This is a genomic window from Sphingobium sp. YR768 (assembly GCF_900111125.1).
Taxonomy (GTDB): Bacteria; Pseudomonadota; Alphaproteobacteria; order Sphingomonadales; family Sphingomonadaceae; genus Sphingobium.
Genome location: NZ_FOGE01000002.1, coordinates 365,618 through 389,696 on the forward strand (window position 1 = coordinate 365,618; position 24,079 = coordinate 389,696).

The 24,079-nt window shown below is 62.0% G+C and carries 28 protein-coding genes; 13 read left to right on the plus strand and 15 right to left on the minus strand.

What is annotated here, in order from left to right; all coding sequences use genetic code 11:
- The first annotated feature begins 24 nt into the window (after positions 1 to 24).
- The gene (locus BMX92_RS04130) at positions 25 to 408 is read left to right on the plus strand and encodes a c-type cytochrome (RefSeq protein WP_093012272.1); all 384 of its coding nucleotides are present in this window, start codon (positions 25 to 27) and stop codon (positions 406 to 408) included.
- Positions 409 to 414: 6 nt separating this feature from the next.
- On the opposite strand, the gene BMX92_RS04135 is transcribed toward BMX92_RS04130, so the two are convergent.
- Positions 415 to 1,176 (minus strand): competence/damage-inducible protein A, encoded by a 762-nt coding sequence (locus BMX92_RS04135; protein ID WP_093012641.1) that lies wholly within the window; start codon positions 1,174 to 1,176, stop codon positions 415 to 417.
- Positions 1,177 to 1,257: 81 nt separating this feature from the next.
- Here BMX92_RS04135 and map point away from each other — a divergent pair, with 81 nt between their 5' ends.
- The 5 genes from map to BMX92_RS04160 all read left to right on the plus strand — a co-directional run bounded on the left by map (position 1,258) and on the right by BMX92_RS04160 (position 5,858).
- Entirely contained in the window at positions 1,258 to 2,088 is an 831-nt protein-coding gene (gene map, locus BMX92_RS04140; RefSeq protein WP_093012275.1) for a type I methionyl aminopeptidase, read from the plus strand.
- A gap of 241 nt (positions 2,089 to 2,329) precedes the next feature.
- Positions 2,330 to 2,668, plus strand: a complete 339-nt coding sequence (locus BMX92_RS04145) for a P-II family nitrogen regulator (protein WP_093012278.1) — start codon at positions 2,330 to 2,332, stop codon at positions 2,666 to 2,668.
- Positions 2,669 to 2,760: 92 nt separating this feature from the next.
- Entirely contained in the window at positions 2,761 to 4,173 is a 1,413-nt protein-coding gene (gene glnA / locus BMX92_RS04150) for a type I glutamate--ammonia ligase (RefSeq protein ID WP_093012281.1), read from the plus strand.
- 102 nt (positions 4,174 to 4,275) lie between these two features.
- Positions 4,276 to 5,325, plus strand: a complete 1,050-nt coding sequence (locus BMX92_RS04155) for an NAD(P)H-dependent flavin oxidoreductase (RefSeq protein ID WP_093012284.1) — start codon at positions 4,276 to 4,278, stop codon at positions 5,323 to 5,325.
- Complete coding sequence (locus tag BMX92_RS04160; RefSeq protein WP_093012286.1) at positions 5,322 to 5,858, plus strand: DUF4269 domain-containing protein; 537 nt, start codon at positions 5,322 to 5,324, stop codon at positions 5,856 to 5,858. Before BMX92_RS04155 ends, BMX92_RS04160 begins: the two co-directional genes overlap by 4 nt.
- Here BMX92_RS04160 and BMX92_RS04165 read toward each other — a convergent pair.
- Both BMX92_RS04165 and BMX92_RS04170 read right to left on the minus strand, forming a co-directional pair.
- Positions 5,839 to 6,492 (minus strand): histidine phosphotransferase family protein, encoded by a 654-nt coding sequence (locus tag BMX92_RS04165; protein ID WP_093012289.1) that lies wholly within the window; start codon positions 6,490 to 6,492, stop codon positions 5,839 to 5,841. The genes BMX92_RS04160 and BMX92_RS04165 overlap by 20 nt on opposite strands.
- Before the next feature lie 98 nt (positions 6,493 to 6,590).
- Positions 6,591 to 6,992, minus strand: coding sequence for a Mov34/MPN/PAD-1 family protein (locus BMX92_RS04170; RefSeq protein ID WP_093012292.1), 402 nt, complete (start codon positions 6,990 to 6,992; stop codon positions 6,591 to 6,593).
- A 17-nt stretch (positions 6,993 to 7,009) separates the two neighbouring features.
- On the opposite strand from BMX92_RS04170, the gene BMX92_RS04175 reads away from it, so the two are divergent.
- Positions 7,010 to 7,963, plus strand: a complete 954-nt coding sequence (locus tag BMX92_RS04175) for an RluA family pseudouridine synthase (RefSeq protein ID WP_093012295.1) — start codon at positions 7,010 to 7,012, stop codon at positions 7,961 to 7,963.
- Between the two features lie 76 nt (positions 7,964 to 8,039).
- A complete protein-coding gene (gene rpoH, locus BMX92_RS04180; RefSeq protein WP_093012644.1) occupies positions 8,040 to 8,951 on the plus strand; it encodes an RNA polymerase sigma factor RpoH in 912 nt (303 codons plus the stop codon).
- 55 nt (positions 8,952 to 9,006) lie between these two features.
- Here the strand turns inward: rpoH and BMX92_RS04185 are convergent, their stop codons facing one another.
- On the minus strand, positions 9,007 to 9,708 hold the full coding sequence (locus BMX92_RS04185; protein ID WP_093012298.1) for a glutamine amidotransferase: 702 nt from the start codon (positions 9,706 to 9,708) through the stop codon (positions 9,007 to 9,009).
- Positions 9,709 to 9,818: 110 nt separating this feature from the next.
- Here BMX92_RS04185 and BMX92_RS04190 point away from each other — a divergent pair, with 110 nt between their 5' ends.
- Both BMX92_RS04190 and BMX92_RS04195 read left to right on the plus strand, forming a co-directional pair.
- Complete coding sequence (locus BMX92_RS04190) at positions 9,819 to 12,131, plus strand: GH92 family glycosyl hydrolase (RefSeq protein ID WP_093012301.1); 2,313 nt, start codon at positions 9,819 to 9,821, stop codon at positions 12,129 to 12,131.
- Positions 12,131 to 12,466 (plus strand): low molecular weight protein tyrosine phosphatase family protein, encoded by a 336-nt coding sequence (locus tag BMX92_RS04195; protein ID WP_093012304.1) that lies wholly within the window; start codon positions 12,131 to 12,133, stop codon positions 12,464 to 12,466. Before BMX92_RS04190 ends, BMX92_RS04195 begins: the two co-directional genes overlap by 1 nt.
- Here the strand turns inward: BMX92_RS04195 and BMX92_RS04200 are convergent.
- The 3 genes from BMX92_RS04200 to acnA form a co-directional block, all read right to left on the minus strand.
- Positions 12,461 to 13,123 (minus strand): cyclase family protein, encoded by a 663-nt coding sequence (locus BMX92_RS04200; protein WP_093012306.1) that lies wholly within the window; start codon positions 13,121 to 13,123, stop codon positions 12,461 to 12,463. The genes BMX92_RS04195 and BMX92_RS04200 overlap by 6 nt on opposite strands.
- Complete coding sequence (locus BMX92_RS04205) at positions 13,120 to 13,374, minus strand: CBU_0592 family membrane protein (protein WP_093012309.1); 255 nt, start codon at positions 13,372 to 13,374, stop codon at positions 13,120 to 13,122. The genes BMX92_RS04200 and BMX92_RS04205 overlap by 4 nt, the downstream gene beginning before the upstream one ends.
- 72 nt (positions 13,375 to 13,446) lie before the next feature.
- Complete coding sequence (gene acnA, locus BMX92_RS04210; protein ID WP_093012312.1) at positions 13,447 to 16,116, minus strand: aconitate hydratase AcnA; 2,670 nt, start codon at positions 16,114 to 16,116, stop codon at positions 13,447 to 13,449.
- 294 nt (positions 16,117 to 16,410) lie between these two features.
- On the opposite strand from acnA, the gene BMX92_RS04215 reads away from it, so the two are divergent.
- Positions 16,411 to 16,641, plus strand: coding sequence for a hypothetical protein (locus BMX92_RS04215; RefSeq protein WP_093012315.1), 231 nt, complete (start codon positions 16,411 to 16,413; stop codon positions 16,639 to 16,641).
- Positions 16,642 to 16,648: 7 nt separating this feature from the next.
- On the opposite strand, the gene BMX92_RS04220 is transcribed toward BMX92_RS04215, so the two are convergent.
- The 3 genes from BMX92_RS04220 to BMX92_RS04230 are packed head-to-tail and all read right to left on the minus strand — an operon-like array spanning position 16,649 to position 18,842.
- Positions 16,649 to 18,406, minus strand: coding sequence for a DUF885 domain-containing protein (locus BMX92_RS04220; RefSeq protein ID WP_093012318.1), 1,758 nt, complete (start codon positions 18,404 to 18,406; stop codon positions 16,649 to 16,651).
- 42 nt (positions 18,407 to 18,448) lie between these two features.
- Complete coding sequence (locus BMX92_RS04225; RefSeq protein WP_093012321.1) at positions 18,449 to 18,652, minus strand: DUF5818 domain-containing protein; 204 nt, start codon at positions 18,650 to 18,652, stop codon at positions 18,449 to 18,451.
- A gap of 4 nt (positions 18,653 to 18,656) precedes the next feature.
- Positions 18,657 to 18,842 (minus strand): DUF1328 domain-containing protein, encoded by a 186-nt coding sequence (locus BMX92_RS04230; protein ID WP_093012647.1) that lies wholly within the window; start codon positions 18,840 to 18,842, stop codon positions 18,657 to 18,659.
- 182 nt (positions 18,843 to 19,024) lie between these two features.
- On the opposite strand from BMX92_RS04230, the gene BMX92_RS04235 reads away from it, so the two are divergent.
- Positions 19,025 to 19,474, plus strand: coding sequence for a ferritin-like domain-containing protein (locus tag BMX92_RS04235; RefSeq protein WP_177184926.1), 450 nt, complete (start codon positions 19,025 to 19,027; stop codon positions 19,472 to 19,474).
- Between the two features lie 18 nt (positions 19,475 to 19,492).
- On the opposite strand, the gene BMX92_RS04240 is transcribed toward BMX92_RS04235, so the two are convergent.
- On the minus strand, positions 19,493 to 20,491 hold the full coding sequence (locus BMX92_RS04240) for a 2-hydroxyacid dehydrogenase (RefSeq protein WP_093012327.1): 999 nt from the start codon (positions 20,489 to 20,491) through the stop codon (positions 19,493 to 19,495).
- Positions 20,492 to 20,594: 103 nt separating this feature from the next.
- Here BMX92_RS04240 and BMX92_RS04245 point away from each other — a divergent pair, with 103 nt between their 5' ends.
- On the plus strand, positions 20,595 to 21,092 hold the full coding sequence (locus tag BMX92_RS04245; protein WP_093012330.1) for an SH3 domain-containing protein: 498 nt from the start codon (positions 20,595 to 20,597) through the stop codon (positions 21,090 to 21,092).
- Between the two features lie 213 nt (positions 21,093 to 21,305).
- Here the strand turns inward: BMX92_RS04245 and BMX92_RS26835 are convergent, their stop codons facing one another.
- From BMX92_RS26835 to BMX92_RS04260, 4 genes are all read right to left on the minus strand, one after another.
- Positions 21,306 to 21,551, minus strand: a complete 246-nt coding sequence (locus BMX92_RS26835) for a hypothetical protein (protein WP_143066721.1) — start codon at positions 21,549 to 21,551, stop codon at positions 21,306 to 21,308.
- Positions 21,552 to 21,666: 115 nt separating this feature from the next.
- Positions 21,667 to 22,002 (minus strand): hypothetical protein, encoded by a 336-nt coding sequence (locus tag BMX92_RS04250; RefSeq protein ID WP_093012333.1) that lies wholly within the window; start codon positions 22,000 to 22,002, stop codon positions 21,667 to 21,669.
- 30 nt (positions 22,003 to 22,032) lie between these two features.
- Positions 22,033 to 22,644 carry a hypothetical protein gene (locus BMX92_RS04255; protein WP_143066722.1) on the minus strand — a complete coding sequence of 204 codons (612 nt, stop codon included), beginning with the start codon at positions 22,642 to 22,644 and terminating at the stop codon, positions 22,033 to 22,035.
- Between the two features lie 82 nt (positions 22,645 to 22,726).
- Complete coding sequence (locus BMX92_RS04260) at positions 22,727 to 24,010, minus strand: amidohydrolase family protein (RefSeq protein WP_256213262.1); 1,284 nt, start codon at positions 24,008 to 24,010, stop codon at positions 22,727 to 22,729.
- Positions 24,011 to 24,079 lie beyond the last annotated feature (69 nt).

Sequence of the window (24,079 nt, forward strand, 5' to 3'; positions counted from 1 at the left end):
CGCATTACCAAGGGGAAATCATCGATGTCGCTTGTGCCTGTTGCCAGAACGCTCGTCCTGTTCGCTCTTTGCGCAGCCAGCGCACCCGCTTTGGCCCAGGCCGGCGATGCCGCCAAGGGCAAGACCGTATTTGCCCGTTGTGCGCTCTGCCATGATGTGAAACCCGGCCCGAAGAAAATGGGGCCGAACCTTTCCGGCGTTTTCAGCCGCACTTCAGGCACGCTGGCCGGATTTGCCTATTCCCCGGCGATGCAGAAAGCGAAAATCCGCTGGGATGCCAAGAGCATCGACACCTTCATCACCAAGCCGAGCGCGCTGGTCCCCGGTAACAAGATGGCCTTTGCCGGCGTGCCCAATCCGGCCGATCGCGCCAACCTGATCGCCTATCTGAAGGCCGAAGCCAAGTAAGGCAGATCAGATACCGCCTGCCGTCACGGCCCAGCCGCCGCGTTCCAGCGCGGCGCTGAGGTCGGCGACGCAGGCGTCCAGCACGACCGATTCCGTAGCGCGAATCACAAAATTCGCGCCGGTCCGCCCTTCCCGGAAGAAGGGGTAGCTGCCGATCTGGCACCCCTCATGCGCCCTCTCCGTCGCGGCCAGCAGATCGGCGATCTCGCTTTCGGCCACCCAGCAACCGATGGTGGCCGACAACACCGGCAGACCGCCTTCCAGCGTGCCGGTCAGGCTGTCGAGCATACCGGCCGTGATCGACGGCACGCCCGCCATGATGAAGATATTGCCATGCCGGATGCCCGGTGCACCGGACATGCGGTTTTTGATCAACTCGGCACCTGCTGGCACGCGCGCCATGCGCAAGCGCGCCTCCGTCAGCCCGCCGCGCGTTTCATAATAGGCCGACAGGATAGCCCGCGCGCCTTCATGAATGTCCACGCCGACGCCCAGCGCCGCCGCGATCGCATCGACCGTGATGTCGTCATGGGTCGGGCCGATTCCGCCGGTGGTGAACAGATAATCGTTGCGCACCCGCAGCGTATTGACCGCTTCGACGATGGCAGGCTCATCATCGGGGACCACCCGCACCTCGCGCAGGCGGATGCCCTGCACGTTCAGCCAGGTCGCGATCTGCGCGACATTCCTGTCCTGGGTGCGGCCGGAGAGAATCTCGTCGCCGATCACGATCAGCGCTGCGGTCCAGATGCGGGTCGGATCGGCCATGGCAAAGCCCATAGCCTGCGCCGCGCGCCATGCCTAGCCGCCCTCTCGCATTATCCGTCCTCTGCGCCTATAATCAGCGCCATGACCGAATATATGACGATGACGGCCGATGCGCCGGTTTCGCGCTCCGCCGCGATCAAGCTCTATGACGAGGCAGGCTTTGCCGGCATGCGCAAAGCCGGGCGGCTGGCGGCCGAGATACTGGATGCGCTGGTGCCGCATGTGGTGCCGGGCGTCACGACCGGCGAACTGGACGACATCGTCCGTCGCATGACGCTGGATGGCGGCGGCGTGCCGGCAACGTTGGGCTATCGCGGCTACACCCATAGCTGCTGCACATCGATCAACAATGTGATCTGCCACGGCATTCCGGGCGATTATCGGCTGAAGGACGGCGATGTCGTCAATATCGATGTGACCCCGCTGGTCGATGGCTGGCATGGCGACACCAGCCGCATGTATATTGCCGGCGAAGCGTCCATCAAGGCGCGCCGTCTGATCGAAGTTACCTATGAATGCCTGATGCTGGGCATCGAGCAGGCCAGGCCCGGCAACAATCTGGGCGATATCGGCCATGTCATTCAGAAACATGCCGAAAAGCATCGCTACGGCGTGGTCCGTGACTTTTGCGGCCATGGGCTGGGCCGGGTCTTCCATGACAGTCCGGAGGTCGTCCATATCGGTCGCCCCGGCACCGGTCCGGAATTGCGGCCCGGCATGTTCTTCACGATCGAACCGATGATCAACATCGGCAAACCCGGCGTGAAGATGATGGACGATGGCTGGACCGCCGTAACCCGCGATCGCACCCTATCCGCCCAGTTCGAACATAGCATCGGAATCACCGAAACCGGCTGCGAGATTTTCACCAGCAGCCCCACCGGGCTCAACTGCCCCCCTTATAAGCTCTGATCATCGCAAGCCTGCCCAAAAAACAGGCATGACGTCATGATATTGCCCGGAATCCGGGCAATATGGACAAATATTGCTGCATCGCCGAAAGCATTCCTAGCGATTCGCCATTTGGCACGGTAATTGATTGCCAAGAGAGACGACGCCAGCCTTGGGGGGCATGTCGTTCGTCGCTCGAAGGAGAGAAAGGTGCGGGTCGCTCCCGCACTCTCGCGTGCGTCATGGGTTGGGATTACGAGTGATGAAAAAGATCGAAGCCATCATCAAGCCGTTCAAACTGGACGAGGTCAAGGAAGCGCTGCACGAAGTGGGCGTTTCGGGCATCACCGTCACCGAAGCGAAAGGCTTCGGCCGCCAGAAGGGCCATACCGAACTGTATCGCGGCGCCGAATATGTCGTCGATTTCCTCCCCAAGGTGAAGCTGGAAGTCGTCGTCGACGATGCCCTGGCCGACCGGGTGGTGGAAGCGATCTGCTCGGCTGCCCAGACCGGCCGCATCGGCGACGGCAAGATCTTCATTTCCAATATCGAGGGTGCGGTCCGCATCCGTACCGGCGAACGCGACAGCGACGCCATCTGATCTTCTTCGAATTTCGCCGACTTACAGGGGGCGGCGAAGAGTGACTTCAACAACCCCTTCGGGGGGGTATTTCAACAGAAGGGCAACTGCACATGGCCAACACGCCAAAAGACATCCTGAAGATGATCGAAGAAAAGGAGATCGAGTGGGTCGATGTCCGCTTCACCGATCCCAAGGGCAAGTGGCAGCACCTGACCATGGTGTCGAGCGTCATTGGCGAAGATGAGCTGACGCAGGGCCTGATGTTCGACGGTTCGTCGATCGAAGGCTGGAAGGCGATCAACGAATCCGACATGATCCTGAAGCCCGACCTGGACGCCGTCTATGTGGATCCGTTCAGCGCCACCCCGATGCTGATCCTCTTCTGCGACATCGTGGAACCCGACACCGGCGAACTCTATGCCCGCGACCCGCGCTCCTGCGCGAAGCGCGCTGAAGCCTTCGTCAAGTCGGCTGGTTTCGGCGACACCATCTATGTCGGCCCGGAAGCCGAATTCTTCATGTTCGACGATGTGCGTTTCGAAAACGACTATTCGCAGAGCTATTACAAGATCGACGACATCGAACTGCCGACCAACACCGGCAAGGAATATGAAGGCGGCAATCTGGGCCACCGCCCGCGCGCAAAGGGCGGCTATTTCCCCGTCGCGCCGGTCGACCCCTGCACCGACATCCGCGCCGAAATGGTCAGCACGATGCTCGAAATGGGCCTGCCCTGCGACAAGCATCACCATGAAGTCGCTGCAGCCCAGCACGAACTCGGCCTGACCTTCGGTACGCTGGTTCAGACCGCCGACCGCATGCAGATCTACAAATATGTCGTGCAGATGGTCGCCCAGGCCTATGGCAAGACCGCGACCTTCATGCCCAAGCCGATCGCGCAGGATAATGGTTCGGGCATGCACACCCACATGTCGATCTGGGACGGCGGCAAGCCGCTGTTCGCGGGCGAAGGCTATGCCGGTCTGTCCGACATGTGCCTCTACTTCATCGGCGGCGTCGTCAAGCACGCCAAGGCTCTGAACGCCTTCACCAACCCGACCACCAACAGCTACAAGCGTCTGGTGCCGGGCTTCGAAGCACCGGTTCTGCTGGCCTATTCGGCACGTAACCGTTCGGCGTCCTGCCGTATCCCTTACGGCGCCGGCGCCAAGGCAAAGCGTGTGGAATTCCGCTTCCCCGACGCGATGGCCAACCCCTATCTGTGCTACGCCGCGCTGCTGATGGCCGGCCTCGACGGCATCGAGAACAAGATCCATCCGGGACCCGCGATGGACAAGAATCTCTATGACCTGCCGCCGGAAGAACTGAGCCAGGTGCCGACCGTTTGCGGTTCGCTCCGCGAAGCGCTCAACAGCCTCGAAGCCGACTATGAGTTCCTGTTGAAGGGCGACGTCTTCACCAAGGACCAGATCGATGCGTACATCGAACTGAAGTGGCCTGAAGTCTATCGCTGGGAAATGGCGCCGTCGCCGGTCGAATTCGACATGTACTACAGCGCATAATCTCTCGGGCCTGATCTTTTCAGGACTGAAATTTCGGGAAGGCCCGGCCGCACATCGCGACCGGGCCTTTTCCTTTGCCCCATCCACGCCCACATGCCAGGCATGACCGCACTCGACTCTCTCCGCTTGTCCGTTCCGATCATTCAGGCCCCAATGGCAGGCGTTTCCACACCGGAAATGGCCGCCGCCGTCAGCAATGCCGGTGGACTGGGGTCAATCGGGATCGGCGCCGTCGATGCGCCAGCAGCCCGCACTATGATCGATGCCGTGCGCGCCCGAACCGATCGCCCCTTCAACGTCAACCTCTTCGTCCATCAGCCGGCGCAGCCGAAGCCCGACGTGGAGCAAGGCTGGATAGCTGCGCTGGCGCCGCTCTTCGCGCAATATGGCGCAGCCCCGCCGCCATCCCTGCGGGAAATCTATCGCAGCTTCGCCGTGGACGACGCCATGCTGGCAATGCTGGTGGAGGCCAGACCTGCCGTTGTGAGCTTCCATTTCGGCCTCCCCGACACGCGCCGCATTGCGGCCCTCAAGGACGCCGGCAGCCTCCTTCTCGCCACCGCCACCAATCTGGACGAAGCATTGGCGATCAAGGCGGCGGGTATCGATGCGATCGTCGCACAGGGCTATGAAGCCGGTGGCCATCGCGGCGTTTTCGATCCGCAGGCACCGGACGCCCGCCTTGGCACCATCGCCCTGACCCGCCTGCTGGTCGAGCATTGCGACCTGCCCGTCATCGCAGCGGGCGGAATCATGGATGGCTACGGCGTCCGGGCTGCGCTCAATCTAGGCGCCATCGCCGCGCAACTCGGCACCGCCTTCATCGCCTGCCCGGAAAGCAGCGCCGACGCCGCCTATCGCGCCGCCCTGGCCAGTCCCGCCGCCCACCATACTCTGATGACCAGCGCCATTTCCGGCCGCCCCGCCCGATGCCTGGCCAACCGTTTCACACACTGGGCCGCGACCAGCGATACGCAGATCCCGGACTATCCGATCGCCTATGACGCCGGAAAAGCCCTCAACCAAACAGCCAAAACCAGCGGCGAAAGCGGCTATGGCGCCCAATGGGCTGGTCAGGGCGCACCACTCGCCCGCAGCCTCCCCGCCGCTGACCTGATAGCCGAACTGGTAAAGGAAATGCATGCGGCATGACCCGCATAACCTATGACGAGGCACTGGCCCGTAGCGGGATCATGACGAAACTCGCCGCATTCGATCCGCATGTCGCCGGAACGCCGCCGCTCGGCATAGAGTTGCCGACCAGCGACATCGACATTCTATGCGAATCCAATGACTTGAATGCATTTTCTACATTCCTGCGCGAAGTGATAGGCACTCTGCCCGATTTTTCGCTGCATCACCGCGCCGACCTGCGCGCTATCATCGTGCGTTTCTCGGCCGATGGCTGGTCCTTCGAAATTTTCGGCCAGCCTTGCCCGGTGTCCCGGCAGCATGGCCAGCGCCATTTCATGATCGAACGCCGCCTGCTCGCTCTCGGCGGGTCATCGCTGAGAGAGGCCGTCCTCCGCAAAAGGCAGGATGGCTTGAAAACCGAACCTGCCTTCGCCGCGCTGCTTGGTTTGTCAGGCGATCCCTATATCGCGCTTCTCGCGCTGGAAGAGGAGAGCGACGACGCTCTCGGAAAGCGCCTGACCGCCTGCGGCTTCAGCGTCGCTCGGGAATAGAGGCGCCGAACAGCAGTACCGGCTCGCCTGGCGGCGACAATGCAATATCGCCCTTCGCCTCGATCACCAGTTGGCGCGTCATCCACGCTGCCGCCGTACGCGACGCCAAGCCCTCGATCGGCAGCGTCCCGGCCAGCGCCCCGCGCAAATCGGGGTCCAGCACGACCTTCGGCCCTTCGGCACGCACGACGATCTCCGTAACACCCGGCCGCGTTTCCGCGCCGATGTCGAGCTGCCCGCCCCGCACCAGCGCATCGCCGGCAATCAGCGCCAGATTGAGCAAGATCTTGGCCGCCAGCTTGTCGAGCAACTGTTCCTCGACCATCCAGCCGATCTTGACCCGACCCGTACCGGCAAACATGCCCTCGATCGCGACCCGCGCTTCATGCGGGGGCACCGCATCGCCAAAGCCACCCGCCGAACCGAATGCCAGCCGGAAGAATTTGAGCTTGTTGGCCGACGTCCGCGCACTTTCACCCAGCAGGTCCAGACAGCGCTCCCGCATGTCCGGATCGGTTTCATCCGCCATCAGTTCCAGGCCATTGTTCAGCGCACCCACGGGGCTGAGCAGGTCATGGCACAGGCGCGAGCAGAGCAGGCTGGCAAATTCGATACTGTCGGTCGGATTGGTCATGCGGATGAAGATCGCTGGATAAGAGGGCAGAAAAGGCGCGTTAATTGGCTAATGCGCTGCCCTGCCGCCCGATGCAAGCCCGGCCTGCCGCCTTTCCATCACCGACCGTCGAGGGAAGTTTTGGTAAAATTGACATTAACCGCCACACCCGGCCCTGCGCGCCATAAAGTGGCTTCTCTGCCCCCGATGATCAGCCACAAACTTCCATCCGGCGCTGCGCAGGCGCGATCGGTTTCCGAAGGCGCGGCGACGCCCGAAGGGTGCGAATGATAATGGCCGATCACCGCCGGACCACCCTTGCGCGCCGCTCGATACGCCGCGATCAGCGCCGCCGGGTCCAGTTCGAAATGCCGTGCGGGATCGGGGGCCACATTGGCGGTGGGCAATATTGCTTCGATCGCATCGTCTCGTCCCAGCAACAGACCGCAAATCTCGTCCCGGCTCGCCGCTGCCAGGGCCATGATTTGTTCCAACAATGATCTTGAAATCGCTACCGTCATTCCTACATCCCTACGCAATGCAATCGGGGGTTTCCATCATTGAAACAGCGATCGGTGAGGCCCAGCACGGGCTGCGGCTAGATCGCGCACTGGCAGATCTTCTGCCCGACCTGTCGCGTGAGCGGCTGAAGACGCTGATTGGCGAAGGCCAGGTACAAAGCCCACAGACGAACAAGATCAATGCGTCGATGAAGGTATCGGCCGGTCAGCTTTACAGTATCACCCTGCCCCCACCCGTCCCGCTCGATACGGTGGCGCAGGACATCCCGCTCGTCATCGTCCATGAGGATGACGACCTGATCGTGGTGGACAAGCCCGCCGGCCTTGTCGTCCATCCTGCCGCCGGCAATCTGGACGGCACCTTGGTTAACGCCTTGCTGCATCATTGCGCCGGTCGATTGTCCGGTATTGGCGGCGTGGCGCGTCCGGGCATCGTTCATCGCATCGACAAGGATACTTCCGGCCTGTTGGTCGTTGCAAAGACGGACAAGGCCCATGAAGGCCTCGCCCGCCAGTTCAAGGATCATAGCATCGACCGGCTCTATGCCGCCATCGTCTATGGCGTTCCGGTGCCGGGCAACGGAACGGTCGATACATGGATCGGCCGGTCCGACGCTGATCGAAAGAAGATGGCGGTTCATCGGGAAGGGCGCGGCAAACATGCCGTCACCCATTACCGCATGATAGACCGCCTGCGCGGCGCGGCGATGGTGGAATGTCGGCTGGAAACCGGCCGAACCCATCAGGTCCGCGTCCATATGGCGCATCTGGGACACCCCTTGATCGGGGACCCGGTTTACGGTAGAGAAAGAAAAGGTTTCAAATCAATACTGGAAACGCTGGGTTTCAAAAGGCAGGCATTGCACGCGAAAACACTGGGGTTCATACATCCTGCAACGGAAAAGCCCCTATTGTTTCAAAGTGTGTTGCCCACCGACATGCAGGAACTGTTAAGCGAGCTTCACGTATAGGTTTAGACAAGTTTGCGACGGCGCCTGTGACGCCTCTTCTGGGTCCCGCCGCGCAATGAAAGGGAAAGGTGACGACATGGCCAAGAGCAATGTCCCCGCGGTTCCGGCGCTGGGCGGTGAAGCCAGCCTCAACCGCTATCTGTCGGAAATTCGCAAATTTCCGCTGCTCACCCCTGAGCAGGAATATATGCTGGCGAAGCGCTACGAGGAACATCAGGATCCCGAAGCCGCAGCGCAGCTTGTAACTTCGCACCTGCGTCTCGTCGCGAAGATCGCCATGGGCTATCGCGGTTATGGTTTGCCGGTCAGCGAACTGATCAGCGAAGGCAATATCGGCCTGATGCAGGGCGTGAAGAAGTTTGAGGCTGATCGCGGCTTCCGCCTGGCGACCTACGCCATGTGGTGGATCCGCGCCTCGATCCAGGAATTCATCCTGCGCAGCTGGTCGCTCGTGAAGATGGGAACCACCGCCTCGCAGAAGAAGCTTTTCTTCAACCTGCGCCGGATGAAGAACAGCATCAATGCGTTCGAGGACGGCGATCTGAAGCCGGCCGACGTGAACAAGATCGCTACCGATCTTGGCGTCTCCGAAGACGATGTCGTTTCCATGAACCGTCGCATGGCGATGGGCGGGGATACTTCGCTCAACGTCTCGATGCGCGAGGACGGCGATGGTCAGTGGCAGGATTGGCTCCAGGATACCGACCCGCTTCAGGACGAGCGCGTCGGTGACGAGCAGGAGCGCGTAATGCGTCATGACATGCTGGTCGAAGCGATGGACGACCTCAACGACCGCGAAAAGCATATCTTGGCCGAACGCCGTCTGGCCGAAGAGCCCAAGACGTTGGAAGAACTGAGCCAGGTATATGGCGTATCGCGTGAACGTGTCCGCCAGATCGAGGTTCGCGCCTTCGAAAAGCTGCAAAAGGCGATGATGCGCATCGCCGGCGGCAAGCTGGAAAAGATGGCGCGTCTGGCCGCCGCCTGATCATCGATCAGGTCATCAAACAGCAAAAAGCCCCGGAGTGATCCGGGGCTTTTTGCTAAATATCGATCCCGGCCAGCCACTCGCCGATCATTGCGCGGCCCGCCGCCACCGCGATCGGACCGTGCAGCGCATGATCCTCCCGCAGGGCGATGCCGCACTGCTGGGCCACGTCCAGATCCGCCCAGAAATGGGTCAGCCAATCCTCGAAGCGCGGATCCTCGCCCATCTCGGCATGGAATTGCAGCGCCAGCAGGTTCGAACCGCGGCGAAAGGCCTGATGCGCATATTTGCCGGTGGAGGCGAGGAGTTCGACATTGTCGGGCAGGTCGAACGTGTCGCTGTGCCAATGCAGGATAGGCACGCCATCGATATGGCGCAACGGGGACGCGGCGCCGACCTGATTGACCGTCACCGGCGCAAAGCCCAGCTCCATATGACCCCCGGGATAGACGCGCGCGCCCAGTGCCGCCGCGATCATCTGGCTCCCCAGACATACGCCCAACGTCGGACGATCCGCTGTCAGCCGCGCCGACAGCTTTTCGATCTGTACAGGAATCCAGGGATGCACATCCTGCTCATAGACGCCCATAGGGCCGCCCATCATGATCAGCAGGTCGGGATCGCACAGATCGACCTGTGCGAAATCGGGGCTGGCCACATCGATACGATCGATATGATAGCCCGCCGCCTCAATCGGTTGGAGATACCCTGCCGCACCCTCGCGCGGCACATGACGGACGATCAACGCTCTTTTCATTGCTGATTCGGACGCTAGACAATCCCACCGGTCGCCGCCACCCCAGCCTTTCTTGCGGCTGTAAAATTAGGACTATTGGCCAATCCGCGCCGCCATGATCTAACCGGCGCATGAACGCCCTTCGCATCGCGCTGCTCGCCGGCTCCCTCGTTGCCGCCCCGCTCCTCGCTCAGACGACCGACAATGATCCGGTTGCAGCGGTCGATCCCTTCATCGGCACTTCGGGCGAAGGCCACACCTTTCCCGGCGCCGTCGCGCCGTTCGGCATGGTCCAGCTCTCCCCCGACACCCATGTCGGCCCGGCGCGCCAAACCTATAATTGGGCTGCTGGTTATCGTCATGAAGACCCGGTGATCCTGGGCTTTTCCCACACCCATTTCTCGGGTGCGGGCCATAGTGATCTGGGCGATTTTCTGGTGATGCCGGTCAGCGGCGATACGGTTCCGCTGGAGGCTGGCGACGGCAAGACGCCCGGCTTCCGATCGCACAAGGCCGATGAGATTGCGTCACCCGGCTATTATGCCGTCACCCTGACCGATCCGGGCGTACGCGCGGAAATGACCGCCGGCACCCGCGTCGGCGTTCACCGCTATGCCTTCCCGGCGGGCAAGGCTGCGCATCTTGTGCTGGACCTGCGCTCTATCATTTACGACTATCCGGGCAAAATTCTCTGGTCGTCGATCCGCATCCGCCCCGATGGCATCATCACCGGATCGCGCGAAGTACGCGGCTGGGCCACGCCCCGGCGCATCTTCTTCGCCATCCGCTTTTCCGCGCTGCTGACTAGCCACCGGTTCGTCAGTACGGAAAAGGATGTACTCTACAAGGGATTCAAAGGCCCCGGTCGCGGTCCCGAGACGCTGGACTCCCTCTCCGGCCGCGCACTGGTGGCGCAACTCGACTTTGGCACGCTGACGAAGCCGCTGGAAGTGAAGGTCGCGCTGTCGGGCGTGGATGAAGATGGCGCCATCGCCAACCTCGCCAGCGAGCCGGGCGATTTCGACGCGATCCGGACGAAGACCCGCACCGCCTGGAACGACGCGCTGGGCGCGGTGAAGATCGACGCGCCAAAACCGATGCGCACCAATGTCTATACCGCCCTTTATCACAGCCTGATGGCGCCCAGCGTCTGGAGCGATGCCGACGGCCGCTGGCGCGGACCGGACGATCAGGTGCATGCCGGAACCGGCTTCACCATGCATTCCACCTTCTCGCTGTGGGATACGTTCCGCGCCGAACATCCGCTGCTGACGCTGATCCAGCCCGAAGCGAAAAATGCCGATTTCGTGAACTCGCTGGTCGCGGGGCAAAAGACCAGCCCCTTCGGCATCCTCCCCGTCTGGCAGTTCGGCGGCAAGGAAACCTGGACCATGATCGGCTATCATGCCGTTCCCGTCATCGCCGATGCCTGCCTGAAACGGATCAGGGGCATCGACTGCGCCGCCGCGCTCAAGGCCATGGTCGCCAGCGCCGATTACGCCCCCTATGGCGGCCTTGGCGACTATATGAAGCTCGGCTATGTGCCGATCGACCGCGAGCCGGAAGCGGCGTCCAAGACGGTCGAATATGCCTATGACGACTGGACCATCGCCCGCCTTGCTCGCCAACTGGGTGACACCGCCACCGCAGAGCGGTTCGAAAAGCGGGCCCAGAACTGGCGCAACAGCTTCGACGCGAAGACCGGCTTCCTGCGGGCCCGCAAGGCCGACGGCAGCTTCCGCAGCCCCTTCGATCCGATCGCGATCAACTATGGCAGCGACTATACGGAGGGCAATGCCTGGCAATATAGCTGGTTCATGCCGCACGATCAGGGCGGCCTGTTCCGCCTGCTGGGCGGCGACGCGAAAGCCGTCGCCAAGCTCGACGCCATGTTCGATTATGACAATAGCAAGATCGACTATAGCCATGCCGAGGATATATCCGGCCTGATCGGCCAATATATCCATGGCAACGAACCCAGCCACCATGTCGCCTATCTCTACAGCTATGCGGGCCAGCCCTGGCGCACGCAAGAGCGGCTGAAGCAGATAATCGACAGCCAGTATAAGCCCACGCCCGAGGGTCTGGCCGGCAATGACGATCTGGGCCAGATGTCCGCCTGGCTGGTCTTCACCGCGCTCGGCTTCTATCCGGTGGCGCCGGGCAGCAACGAATATGTGATCGGGCGGCCGTTCGTGGAGCGGGCCGAGATGACATTGCCGAACGGCCAGCATTTCACCGTGATTGCCGATGGCCTGTCCGACTCCAATCGCTATGTTGGCCGGGTGACGCTGAACGGCAAGCCGCTCGACCGGGGCTATATCACTGATGCGGAAATCCGCGCTGGCGGCGAGTTGCACTTCACCATGCAGGCCGCATCCAACAAGCTATGGGCGACCGGCGTCAAGGCGCGGCCCTATTCGATGACGGGATATGGGCGCTGATGGAGCGGGAGCGGCATTATCTGTTTATTTGCAGCCAGAACAAGCTGCGCAGCCCTACGGCGGAACAGATTTTCGCTGACTGTCCCGGTATCGAAACCTTGTCCGCCGGAACCAACCATGATGCAGAAACGCCGCTGGATGATGAGATGTTGCGCTGGGCCGACACCATCTTCGTGATGGAAAAGACCCATCGCAATAAAATCCAGAAGCGTTTCCGGTCAGCGCTGGAAGGGACAAGAATCGTCTGCCTTGATATCCCCGACGATTATGAGTTTATGGACCCGGATCTGATCGCGCTGTTGAAGGCGCGCATGGCTCGCTTTCTGCCGCTATAGTGTCGCGAAAGCCCGCACCGGGAACGTCCCCATGCCCACAATCTTCGGCGGCATGGCGGTAAAGGTGAAGCCTGCATCCGGCAGCGCGCCAAGGTTGGTCATATGCTCGCAGATCAGCACGCCTGCACCCAGAAGTTCGCGATGGACCGGGCGACCGGTACCGGGGCGCGTGTCATCGATATTATGGCTATCGATGCCGACCAGCTTGGCGCCGCGCTCCAGCAGCAAGCAGGCGGCAGCTTCGGTTAAGAAGGGATGCTCCTCGAAATAGGCCGGCGTGCGCCAGTACCGATCCCAGCCGGTGTGGACCAGCACCGCCCGCCCTGCCACGTCTATCCCGTCCAGATCGGCCGCATCGGTTGCCAGCCCTACCGCCTCGAACGGCCGCCGCACCACGATCGCAGGCAGGCTGGCCATACGGTCGAGATCGAGCATCGACAGGTCGTCCCCCTCCTCGAAACGATGGAAAGGCGCATCCAGATAGGTGCCGGTGTTAGACACCATGTCGATCCGCCCCATCTGAAACGTGCTGCCATCGGCATAGTTGGCGCGTGACTGGTCGCGGGTCCAGTAATCGCAGATATGCGGCGCGGCGACGCCCTTATAGGTGGCCATGCCATGTTCGATGGCGTGGCTCAGATCGATGAAGCGGGTCATGACGGGGATATTCTCCGGCGAAGGATACGCCACAATGTGTAGAAACCGACGACGCTCCAGATGATGTTGAGCACCATCGACGGGAAGGCCGCATGCCACCAGGTGTTGACCACGAACAGGGTCGCGCCGACTGCATTGAGCCATTGGAAGGTTGCCGATCCGCCCGCCAGTCGCCCGGTCGACACGCCGACATAAGCGGCCAGCACCAGAAGCGCGCCGACCCAGCCGATGATTTCCACGAACAGCGCCATCGCGACTCCCAAAGAAAAGGGCCCCTCCCTTCCGGAAGAAGCCCTGTTTCCTTAGCTCAGCGCGTCAGCCGATCAAGCGGCCAGCTTGCGCAACACATATTGAAGGATGCCGCCGTTCAGGAAATATTCCAGTTCGTTAACGGTATCGATGCGGCACAGCGCAGTGAAGCTGAAGGTCGAACCATCGGCGCGGGTCACGTTGACGGTCACGTCCTGACGCGGCTTCAGGTCGGCGACACCGGTGATGGTGAAGCTGTCATCGCCCTTCAGGTCCAGCGTGTCGCGGGTCTGGCCATCCTTGAACACCAGCGGCAGCACGCCCATGCCGACCAGGTTGGACCGGTGGATACGTTCGAAACTCTCGACGATCACGGCGCGGACGCCCAGCAAATTGGTGCCCTTGGCTGCCCAGTCGCGCGAGGAACCGGTCCCATATTCCTTGCCGCCGATCACGACCAGCGGCGTGCCGTCGGCCTTGTGCGCCATGGCGGCATCATAGATCGCCATGATCTCGCCCTTATAGCTGGTCATGCCGCCTTCGACGCCATCCAGCATCAGATTCTTGATGCGGATATTGGCGAAGGTGCCGCGCATCATCACCTCATGATGGCCACGACGCGAACCATAGCTGTTATAGTCGGCCTGCGCGACCTGATGCTCGCTCAGCCACTTGCCGGCGGGCGACGACGCCTTGATCGAACCAGCCGGCGAGATGTGGTCGGTGGTTATCGAATCGCCGAAGATCGCCAACGGCATGGCGTCGATAATGTCGGTGACCGGTGCCGGGGTCATGGTCAGCCCTTCGAAATAGGGCGGATTGGCGACATAGGTCGATCCGGCGCGCCAGGTGTAGGTGTCCGACCCGGTGACTTCGATCGCCTGCCAATGGGCGTCGCCCTTGTACACATTGGCGTAACGGGCCTGGAACATCTGGCGGTCGACAGCGCCCGCCAGGGTGGAGGCCACCTCATCATTGGTCGGCCAGATATCCTTCAGATAGACAGCCTGACCGTCCTTGCTGGTGCCGATCGGGGTGGTGATGAAATCCTCGATCACCGTGCCCTTGAGCGCATAGGCGACGACCAGCGGCGGGCTGGCGAGGAAGTTGGCGCGCACGTCCGGCGACACGCGCCCTTCGAAATTGCGGTTACCCGAAATGACGGCCGCGGCGACCAGACCATTTTCGTTGATTGCCTTGCTGATCGGCTCAGCCAGCGGTCCCGAATTGCCGATGCAGGTGGTGCAGCCATAACCCACCAGATTGAAGCCGATCGCGTCGAGATGCGACTGGAGGCCGGCCTTTTCCAGATAGTCGGTGACGACCTGCGAACCGGGCGCAAGGCTGGTCTTGACCCAGGGCTTGGGCTTGAGGCCCAGCTCATTCGCCTTCTTCGCCACCAGACCGGCGGCGACAAGGACGCTGGGGTTCGAGGTATTGGTGCAGCTGGTGATCGCGGCGATGGTGACATCGCCGTCGCCAATGTCGAAATCCTTGCCTTCCACCGGCACGCGGGTCTGCGCCTTCTTGTAGGTATTGACCATGTCGGCGTTGAACACGTCATCGACGTCAGGCAGCGCCACGCGATCCTGCGGGCGCTTCGGGCCGGCAAGGCTGGGGACAACGGTGCCAAGGTCCAGCTCCAGCGTGTCGGTGAAGACCGGCTCGATCGTCGGATCGATCCAGAAGCCCTGTTCCTTGGCATAGGCCTCGACCAGCGCGATATTGTCATCGCTGCGGCCGGTCAGGCGCATATAGTCCAGCGTCTTGTCATCAATGCCGAAGAAGCCGCAGGTCGCGCCATATTCGGGCGCCATATTCGCCAGCGTCGCACGATCGGCCAGCGACAGGGTGGCAAGGCCGGGGCCGAAATATTCGACGAAGCGGCCCACCACGCCGCGCGCACGCAGCATCTGGGTGCAGGTGAGGACGAGGTCGGTGGCGGTCACGCCTTCCTTGAGATTGCCGGTGAATTTGAAGCCGACGACTTCGGGGATCAGCATGGAGACAGGCTGACCCAGCATCGCGGCTTCCGCCTCGATACCGCCCACGCCCCAGCCCAGTACGCCAAGGCCATTGATCATGGTGGTGTGGCTGTCCGTGCCGACGCAGGTGTCGGGATAGGCGATGATCGTGCCATCGGCCGCTTCGCTCGACCAGACGCCCTGCGCGATATTTTCCAGATTCACCTGATGGCAGATGCCGGTGCCGGGGGGCACGGCGTAGAAATTGGCGAGGCTCTTGCTACCCCATTTCAGGAAGTCGTAGCGCTCCATATTGCGCTGATATTCGATCTCCATATTCTGTTCGAACGCCTTGGGCGTGCCGAACTCGTCGACCATGACCGAGTGGTCGATGACGAGATGGACGGGCACCTGCGGGTTGATCTTGCTGGCGTCGGCGCCCAGCGCGTTCATCGCGTCGCGCATGGCGGCGAGGTCGACGACGCAGGGAACGCCGGTGAAGTCCTGAAGCAGCACGCGCGCCGGGCGGTACTGGATTTCCCGCTCGGCTTTACCACGGTCATTCTGCCAGTCGACGATCGCCTGAATATCCTCGATGGTGACGGTAACGCCGTCCTCGAAGCGCAGCAGATTTTCCAGCAGCACCTTCATGGAGAAAGGCAGGCGCGAAACGTCTCCGAGCTTCTCCGCCGCTTTCTTGAGAGAATAGATGGCGATGTCCTTGCCGCCGACATTCAGCGTGTCGCGCGTGCCCAGAGTGTCCTGTCCGATGGCGGTCATAAGATGTGCGTCTCCTCGCAAGGCGCTGCGGCCAGAGGATGGCGCGTTTCCACCAGAGGCTCACCGTGCAGCGAAATCGGCCGGACGGCGGGTCGGTAGGGGATGCGCCCCAACCAATGGTCGAAGCAAGTATGTCCCGATGCTGCGGTGCCATACAGGCTGAGACGGCCAAGTCAAATGGACAAAATAGCCAAACGGACCTTCCTTACCGTCATTTTTCGTTACTGCAAACGGTTCTCAGGAAACTAATCGGCGCACGCACGTTTATTGTGCGTAATCAGGGGAAGTACTGCCATGTCGCTGACCATTTCGGACGCCGCCGTCGATCGTCAAGCAGGCCTGTTGGCCTATCGTCCCGGTCGCGCGATGGCTTGCCCGGCTTGCGGCGAACGCCACTGGCTGGTGGGACGCATAGTGGCGGAATGTGTGCGCTGCGAAACAGCGCTACCGATCGAGCAGGGCCATCGGGAATGGCTTAGCATGGTGTCCGAATCCATCCAGCTGGCGCCCTTCCCGATCGTCTAAGACAGCCTCAGCGCGTCTTTTCCGTCGCGATCCACTGGTCGATCTGGCTTTCCAGCACGGTCAGTGGCACCGCCCCTTGTGACAGTAGCGCGTCATGGAAGCGGCGCAGGTCGAATTTCGACCCTAACGCTGCCTCCGCCTTCGCGCGCAGCTCCCGAATCTTGATCTCGCCCAGCTTATAGCCCAGCGCCTGTCCCGGCCAGCTGATATAGCGATTGACCTCCGCATCGATATTGGCGTCGGACAGGGCGCTGTTGGCCTTCATGAAGGCGACCGCCTTTGCCTTGTCCCAGCCCTTGGCATGGATGCCGGTGTCGACCACCAGACGGCAGGCGCGCCACATTTCATAGGACAGACGGCCCATCATCTTTTCGGGCGTGTCGTATAGGCCCATCTCTTCGCCCAGATATTCGGTGTAGAGCGCCCAGCCCTCCACATAGGCGGTGAAGCCCGCCAGATATTTGCGGAACGGCGGCAGCGGCAATTCCTGTTGCAACGCGATCTGGTTGTGATGACCCGGCACCGCTTCATGCGCGGTCAGCGCGGGCAGCTCCCAGAAGGGGCGCTGGTCGAGCTTCGACGTGTTCACCCAATAGGTGCCGGAAATGCCGCTCTCCGGCGCACCGGGACCATAATAGGCCGTGGTGGTCCCTTCCGCCTCGGCCGCCGGGATCGGCTTCAGGCCATAGGGCAGACGCGGCAGCGTGCCGAAATAGCGTGGAAGCAGGCCGTCGATCGTCTTGGCCTGCCGCGCGGCGACGCGCAGCAGTTCCTCGGGGGTCTTGGCATAATAGCTGGGATCGGTGCGCAGATGCTGGATATAGGCGGCGCGGCTGGGATAGCCGGCCTTCGCTGCAATCTCGTCCATCCGCTTGCCGATGCGGGCGACTTCATCCAAGCCGATCTGGTGGATCTGGTCGGGCGTCAGATCCGTCGTGGTGTGCGCCCGCACCCGGCTGGCATACCAGGCCGCGCCGCCGGGCAGCGACGATGCGCTGTCGCTCTTGCGGCAATGGGGCAGATAGTCGGTCACGAACAGATCATGCCACTTGCGATATTCGGGCGTCAGCACGTCGCGGATCAGGGCAACCGCCCGCGCCTGCATCGCGCTCCAGTCCGCATCGCTGATATCGCGCGGCTTGGGGCGCTTGAACGGTTCGTAGAAGCGCGTGTCCTCAGGCTTGCCGTCCACGATGCCGCTGATGCTCTTCGCGTAATTTTGCAGCACGGAACAGGGCTGGACATAGCCACCCTTGATCGCCTGACGCGTGATCGCGAGGGCATCGCCATTCTGCTTCGGATAAAGCGCAAGACGCTTCAGATAACTGTCATAATCCGCCTGATTGTAGAAAGGCAGGCCATCGGCCATGCCGGAAAAGCCCTGATGCCAGCCATAATAGGTGGTGAAGAGCATCAGCCGCTCTGCCGGATGCCGGTCACTGTCGATATCATCGCGCAGCATCCACAGCAACACGTCACGATTGACGCGGTCAGCGGCATCCAGTTGCTGCGCCGGAACGGCCTCCAGACGGGTAACGAAGCCGCCTTCCGCCTTGATCTGCGCATCGCGCGCGGCGAGCGACATGTCGTAGATGCGGTCGTCATAATCGCGCACGCCGCGCGCCGTCGCCTCGACCGGATGGGTCGACAGATACCAGGCCCAGTGATCGTCGACGACCTTGGTCAGCTGGTCATGGGGCGCTGTCTGGGCATGCGCCAGAGCGGGCGCGGACAAGAGGATGAGAGAAGAAAGAATCTTGCGCATGGGCGCAATGGATCGCGCTTCACGCGGATTTTGGCAAGGGGGTCAGGCGGCGGCCACGCCCTCCGCCTCGACAATATTGTCGCCGGCATAATAGCCCTGCACCCGTACCCGCTTTTCCACATGGTCCACGGGCACGCGCAACAGGACGAGGCGGTAGCTGCCGCCGCAATCACGCTGGAGCAGGAAACCGGCTTCATCGCGCAGCAACCTGCCTGTTTCATTCACTCCAGCGCCGATTTCAGTCATTCGATCAGTCTATCGCGTCCTTGATCCCCTTGCCAGCCAGGATTCCCAGCACCAGGAAAAGAACGAAGACGGCAATGGCGATGAAGAAGAGGATCTTGGCGATGCCGACAAAGGTGCCGGCCGCGCCGCCAAAGCCCAGAAGCGCCAGAACAGCGGCGATGACGAGCGAGATAAGGGCAAGCTTGATCATGATGGGTCCTTTCATAGGAGAGCGATCATGCCCTGCTCAACCGATTACGGCGCAGCTTGTTCCGCCTGCGTAGCGGATTGATCGGCTATGACTAACGCCGGGTTAAGGTTGAATATCAGGCGCTTGATTGAACCATCATGGTCGATCGGCGGTTGTTTCCCCGCCATCATGAGGAGAAGGTAATGTCGAGCAACCATGCCATCAGCAAATTGGACGACCTGATCACTACCCTGATCGACAGCGTGAAAGGCTATGACCATAGCGCCGAAAAGGCGAAGTCGGCCGAACTCCAGACGCTGTTTCGCGATCTGTCGGCCGAACGCCGCAAGGCGGTGGACCTGTTGCAGGCACGCAGCCGGGCGCTGGGCGGCAAGCCCAATGAATTCGGATCGGTTGCCGGGACGGTGCATCGCCGGATGGAGGATATTTTCGTGGCGCTGGGCGGCGGCGACAAGGCCGTGATCCAGGCGATCGACCGTGGCGAGGATTATCTGCGCGAGGAATTCGAACGGGTGCTGAAGGACGAGGCGATCGATGCCGACACCCATGCCGCCGTTCGACAGGCCAATGAGTCGGTGATGCGTGGCCATCTGGTCGTGAACGGCCTCAAGGACCAGCTCGCCACCGCCTGACCCAGTGCCTGACCGGCGTCACACCCAGCCTTCCAGCACCTGATTGGGCGGCCGATGGCCATCGACCCAGGTGCGGATGTTGGCGATGACGCGGGCACCCGTGGCGTCGCGCCCCTCGAAGGTCGCTGACCCCATATGCGGCAGCAGCACGACGTTGGACAGCGCCAGCAGGCGCGGGTCCACCGCCGGTTCATGGGTATAGACGTCGAAACCCGCGCCAGCGATCCGGCCTTCCTCAAGCGCGTCGATCAGCGCCCGCTCGTCGGTAATTTCCGCGCGCGAGGTGTTGATGAGGTAGGCGTTCGGCCCCAGCAACGCGATACGACGGGCATCGATCAAACCCCGGCTGTCGGCGTTGAGCGGGCAATGGATCGACAATATGTCGCTCGCCGTCATCAATGCGTCCAGATCGGGCTGCCAGTCCGCTTCCAGTTCCTGCTCCACTTCGAAGGGCAGGCGGTGGCGGTTATGATAGGCGATCGACAGGCCGAAGGCGCGGGCGCGACGGGCGACGGCGCGGCCGATGCGGCCCATGCCGATGATCCCGAGCTTCTTGCCGCCGATCCGGTGGCCCAGCATGCCGGACGGACTCCAGCCGCGCCACTCGCCGGTACGCACCAGTTTCTCCCCATCTGCCAGACGGCGCGGCACTGACAGGATCAGCGCCATCGTCATGTCCGCCGTATCCTCGGTCAGGACGCCGGGGGTGTTGGTGACGATGATCCCCTTCCGCCGGGCGGCGGCGAGATCGATATGGTCGACGCCGCTGCCGAAGCTGGCGATCAGTTGCAGCCGGTCAGGCGCGGCATCGATCAGGGCGGCGTCGATCTGGTCGTTGATCGTGGGCACCAGCACATCACATTGCGTCATGGCGCGGGCCAGTTCGGTGCGGCTCATCGCCACATCGCCGACATTGAAGCTGGTATCGAACAGGTCGGCCATGCGCGCCTCCACATTGGGTGGCAGGCGGCGCGTGACGATGACGCGCGGCTTGGCGGGTCGCTGCTTCTTGGCCATGGATCAAGCCGCTATTCCCGGCCGGGTCGCGGGTCAAGCGGATATGGCGGGCCGGGTGATAGGAAAGACTGTCGCAAATCGATGCAAGCGATTATGGAGAGCCATGGGTGACATGGTTTTCAGGTCTGGAATGAAGCGGTTTTTACTGGGTGCGGGCATTGCTGCCGGGATCGGCGCGGCGGGCGCCGCATTGGCGGCCCCGGCCAAGCCGGTGCCCTATTGGGCTTCGCTGGCGCAGGATGAAGCGCGGATGCGCGTGGGGCCGAGCCTGGATTATCCGTCCAACTGGGTCTATCGCCGCCGCGACCTGCCGGTGAAGGTGGTGCAGGTGCTGGGCCAGTGGCGCAAGGTCGAAGACCCGGACGGCGCGCAGGGATGGATGCATGTCCGCCTGCTGAGCGATACCGCCACTGCCATAGTGAAAGCCGACGTTGCCCCCCTGCATGAAGGCGCCAGCGACGGATCCCGCACCCTGTTCCGGGCCGAACGCGGCGTGGTCGGCCGCCTGAGCGATTGTTCGGGCGGCTGGTGCGGTTTCGATATCAAGGGCCAGCGCGGCTATGTGAAGGCCAGCGACATCTGGGGCGCAACCGACAAATAGGATTTGCGCCGCTTAACTTCGCATATTTCCCGTGAATCTTGATATTTTCGTGCGAAAGTGGGAAATTTTCGTACATGCGGGGCGCTTGATGTGTGGTGTGCAAGAGCCGTGCTCCGGCTTAGCGGATATGGCGTGCATAGGACAGTTTGGGTGGGAAGGGGAATGACAGCTACTGGCTTAGCTACACAACAAGACCGACATTCAAGCGCTATGTTATTTTGAAAGAATCGCGATCCTGATAGCAATCGCAAAAAAAGTGGGGGCGGCTAACATAAGGGCGATTGCAGGGGCAGCAAATGCGCCAGCTCCATCATATGGTCCGCCTAGGAGCCAATATGCTCCTGCGGCATAGACGATAATCCACGGCAAAAACCATCGTGAGGGTATCAGCACCGTCACGGCCAATGGGCCAAATGCAATTGCTGCAATTTTCAATAACAGCAAGGTTGCAGGCGACATCAGTCAAACTTTCCAGTCATTCGAGCGCTGCGAAGCTATGGCGGATCGAAATAGATCACAAGGTCCGCTTGTAGCGCTCCGGCCGCTGCTTTGGAGTGCCCATTTCTGGTCGTTATCAGGCTGGTGGCTTTCGTCTCGCTTGCGGCAAAAGCCGTATCAGGATCACCCCAAAGACTGTGGCACCTACAGCGACTGTGCCATCATGCTCCCCGAAAATGCGCCATCCAGCATATGAGCTTGCATACGCCAAGAGGAGCACAGTGACAAAGGCACCGGCAACAATGCGTTCGATGATATTTGGAGGTCGCTTGACCCACTCATAGTCGCTCATGGCAAAAGTTATGCCATCGGACCGTAACCCTAGCAACGTCAGCAAACTGGAAATTCTTGCGTCACTTTGGATGTCGGATTCTGGTCGCAAGCTGATGAGCGCCGCCTCAAAGACCAGCATGAATGCAGCAATAGCGCAGCCCCCCTGCTCTCAGCGGCGGCGTTCGACCGATACCGAGAATTTCGGGACCAGCGCGCAATCGGCCGGGGCCGTGCCGAAGGCGGCGTGATCGATGCAATTGGCCGCCGACGCAAAGTTCGCCGCAATCGCCGCGCGCACGATGCCATTGTCGCGCATGCCTGCATCGACTCCGCCGCCCTTCGCCGAGGTCGTGATCTCTCGATCGAAAATCACTTGGCCATTGTCGATCCGCACCAGTCGATAGTGCAGGGTCACGCTGGCCTCATTCTTCGTCGCGATGCGAAACGGCGTGTCGCTGCCCTTCCATGTAACGGCCAGTCGCGCGCGACCCGCCGCCGCATCGGGCGCCAGCATGTTCATCCGGTCGAAATTGTCGCGCAACGCCGCATTGACGCTCGATCGCTTGGCCGCGGCAATCCAGTTGAGCGCGGAGCTTTTGATCGTCGGGGGCAGTCCTTCGATCTCGCCCGTTTCGATGCGATGATAGAGCGGGTGACTGGCGGCGACCGGCCGGGGCGTTTCGGGCGCGAAGGGCAGGCCGATCCCCACCATCGGAATATCGTCCGCCAATGCGGGCGAAGCGGTCAAAGCGAGCATCATCGGGACAAGAAGAATACGCATGATCCTGTTGTCACAGCGATGCATGACCATAGGATTAAAATCGCCGTGAGAAAGAAAGGGGGCCGCAGCCCCCTTCCCTCTCTTACCATTCATAGGCCTTGGGCAGCGCGCCTTCGCCGGGCGTGGCGTAGCGGTCGCGCAGCTTGGTCTGGCGGTTTTCCAGCGGCTGGGCCACGCCGTCGATCCAGACCGCCACCGGGGCGGAGGTCATTTCCAGCGGATCGCCGTCCCAGATGACCACATCGCCTGCCTTGCCGGCCTTGAGCGATCCGATCCGGTCGCCCAGCCCCATCGCTTCGGCCGGGGCGGAGGTGATGGTGCGCAGCGCCTGTCCCCAACTCAAACCCGTCGCGCCCGGCACGCGGCTCAGCGCGACCATATTGCCCGCCTGCTGGGTCGCGGCGCGCAGTTGCAGCGCATCGTCGCCGGTCAACATGCCCATGGAGACGTTGACGCCCGCCTTCACCATGCGACCGACATTGCTCTGGGTCGCGGCCAGCTTTTCGAAGCTGGAGGGCAGGTCTTCGAGACCGGCGGTGATGACCGGCACCTTGGCGGTGGCGATCTGCGGCGCGACCATCCATCCTTCGGTCGCGCCGGCCAGGATCAGTTTGAGGGCCGGGAAATCCTGCCGCAGCGACAGCACGGTCAGGATGTCGCGGGCGCTTTCGGCATGGACCATCAGCGGCATGGCGCCGGTGACGACCGGGACCAGCGCTTCGGCATCGACGCGGTTGAGCAGCGCATCCTTCGACCGGCCATCATAGCTGGCGGGGGCCTTGGCGAACTCCTGCGCCTCTCGCAGCATCGTGCGGAAGGTCAGGATCGTCGCCGCGCGGCTGCCGCCGGCATCATCTTTCCCCTCTTCGCCCATTTCCACATATTGGAAGGCGCGGGCGCGGGTGATCGGCATCATGTCCGCGCCCAGATCGATGACGGCACCCTGCCCGGCGAAAATGCCATTGGCGGTCGCGGGTGCCACCACCGCGCGAGTGATGCCCGCCGTGCGGCTGATCGCGATGGGATTGGCCAGCGGATTGATCGCCGGCGCGACGTCGATCGCGGCGGAGAAGGGCGATCGGGCGGCGCGGATGTCGTTGGTTTCCTTGACGCCGGGCACTTCGGCCAGGCCGACGCGGGAAAAGCCCGATACGATGCCGGGCGTCACCCATTTGCCGGCGGCGTCGATGGTCTTCACGCCAGCGGGCACGGCAATGCCGGAGCCTGCTGCGACCACTTTGCCGGCCGTGATGACCACGGTGGCGTTTTCGATCGGTTCCGATCCATCGCCGATGGCTAGCTTTGCGCCGGTGATGGCGATGGACTGGGCGAGTGCGGGGGTGGATGCCAGACCAGCGAGCAACACAGCCCCAAGCACCTTTCGGGCTGAGCCTGTCGAAGCCCTGCCCTTCTTCAGAAGAGAAGAACGGCCCTT

Excerpts from the sequence above, each read along its gene's own strand:
- BMX92_RS04130 (WP_093012272.1), top strand. The coding sequence starts at position 25 with ATGTCGCTTGTGCCTGTTGCCAGAACGCTCGTCCTGTTCGCTCTTTGC.
- BMX92_RS04135 (WP_093012641.1), bottom strand. The coding sequence starts at position 1,176 with ATGGCCGATCCGACCCGCATCTGGACCGCAGCGCTGATCGTGATCGGC.
- map (WP_093012275.1), top strand. The coding sequence starts at position 1,258 with ATGACCGAATATATGACGATGACGGCCGATGCGCCGGTTTCGCGCTCC.
- BMX92_RS04145 (WP_093012278.1), top strand. The coding sequence starts at position 2,330 with ATGAAAAAGATCGAAGCCATCATCAAGCCGTTCAAACTGGACGAGGTC.
- glnA (WP_093012281.1), top strand. The coding sequence starts at position 2,761 with ATGGCCAACACGCCAAAAGACATCCTGAAGATGATCGAAGAAAAGGAG.
- BMX92_RS04155 (WP_093012284.1), top strand. The coding sequence starts at position 4,276 with ATGACCGCACTCGACTCTCTCCGCTTGTCCGTTCCGATCATTCAGGCC.
- BMX92_RS04160 (WP_093012286.1), top strand. The coding sequence starts at position 5,322 with ATGACCCGCATAACCTATGACGAGGCACTGGCCCGTAGCGGGATCATG.
- BMX92_RS04165 (WP_093012289.1), bottom strand. The coding sequence starts at position 6,492 with ATGACCAATCCGACCGACAGTATCGAATTTGCCAGCCTGCTCTGCTCG.
- BMX92_RS04170 (WP_093012292.1), bottom strand. The coding sequence starts at position 6,992 with ATGACGGTAGCGATTTCAAGATCATTGTTGGAACAAATCATGGCCCTG.
- BMX92_RS04175 (WP_093012295.1), top strand. The coding sequence starts at position 7,010 with ATGCAATCGGGGGTTTCCATCATTGAAACAGCGATCGGTGAGGCCCAG.
- rpoH (WP_093012644.1), top strand. The coding sequence starts at position 8,040 with ATGGCCAAGAGCAATGTCCCCGCGGTTCCGGCGCTGGGCGGTGAAGCC.
- BMX92_RS04185 (WP_093012298.1), bottom strand. The coding sequence starts at position 9,708 with ATGAAAAGAGCGTTGATCGTCCGTCATGTGCCGCGCGAGGGTGCGGCA.
- BMX92_RS04190 (WP_093012301.1), top strand. The coding sequence starts at position 9,819 with ATGAACGCCCTTCGCATCGCGCTGCTCGCCGGCTCCCTCGTTGCCGCC.
- BMX92_RS04195 (WP_093012304.1), top strand. The coding sequence starts at position 12,131 with ATGGAGCGGGAGCGGCATTATCTGTTTATTTGCAGCCAGAACAAGCTG.
- BMX92_RS04200 (WP_093012306.1), bottom strand. The coding sequence starts at position 13,123 with ATGACCCGCTTCATCGATCTGAGCCACGCCATCGAACATGGCATGGCC.
- BMX92_RS04205 (WP_093012309.1), bottom strand. The coding sequence starts at position 13,374 with ATGGCGCTGTTCGTGGAAATCATCGGCTGGGTCGGCGCGCTTCTGGTG.
- acnA (WP_093012312.1), bottom strand. The coding sequence starts at position 16,116 with ATGACCGCCATCGGACAGGACACTCTGGGCACGCGCGACACGCTGAAT.
- BMX92_RS04215 (WP_093012315.1), top strand. The coding sequence starts at position 16,411 with ATGTCGCTGACCATTTCGGACGCCGCCGTCGATCGTCAAGCAGGCCTG.
- BMX92_RS04220 (WP_093012318.1), bottom strand. The coding sequence starts at position 18,406 with ATGCGCAAGATTCTTTCTTCTCTCATCCTCTTGTCCGCGCCCGCTCTG.
- BMX92_RS04225 (WP_093012321.1), bottom strand. The coding sequence starts at position 18,652 with ATGACTGAAATCGGCGCTGGAGTGAATGAAACAGGCAGGTTGCTGCGC.
- BMX92_RS04230 (WP_093012647.1), bottom strand. The coding sequence starts at position 18,842 with ATGATCAAGCTTGCCCTTATCTCGCTCGTCATCGCCGCTGTTCTGGCG.
- BMX92_RS04235 (WP_177184926.1), top strand. The coding sequence starts at position 19,025 with ATGTCGAGCAACCATGCCATCAGCAAATTGGACGACCTGATCACTACC.
- BMX92_RS04240 (WP_093012327.1), bottom strand. The coding sequence starts at position 20,491 with ATGGCCAAGAAGCAGCGACCCGCCAAGCCGCGCGTCATCGTCACGCGC.
- BMX92_RS04245 (WP_093012330.1), top strand. The coding sequence starts at position 20,595 with ATGGGTGACATGGTTTTCAGGTCTGGAATGAAGCGGTTTTTACTGGGT.
- BMX92_RS26835 (WP_143066721.1), bottom strand. The coding sequence starts at position 21,551 with ATGTCGCCTGCAACCTTGCTGTTATTGAAAATTGCAGCAATTGCATTT.
- BMX92_RS04250 (WP_093012333.1), bottom strand. The coding sequence starts at position 22,002 with ATGCTGGTCTTTGAGGCGGCGCTCATCAGCTTGCGACCAGAATCCGAC.
- BMX92_RS04255 (WP_143066722.1), bottom strand. The coding sequence starts at position 22,644 with ATGCGTATTCTTCTTGTCCCGATGATGCTCGCTTTGACCGCTTCGCCC.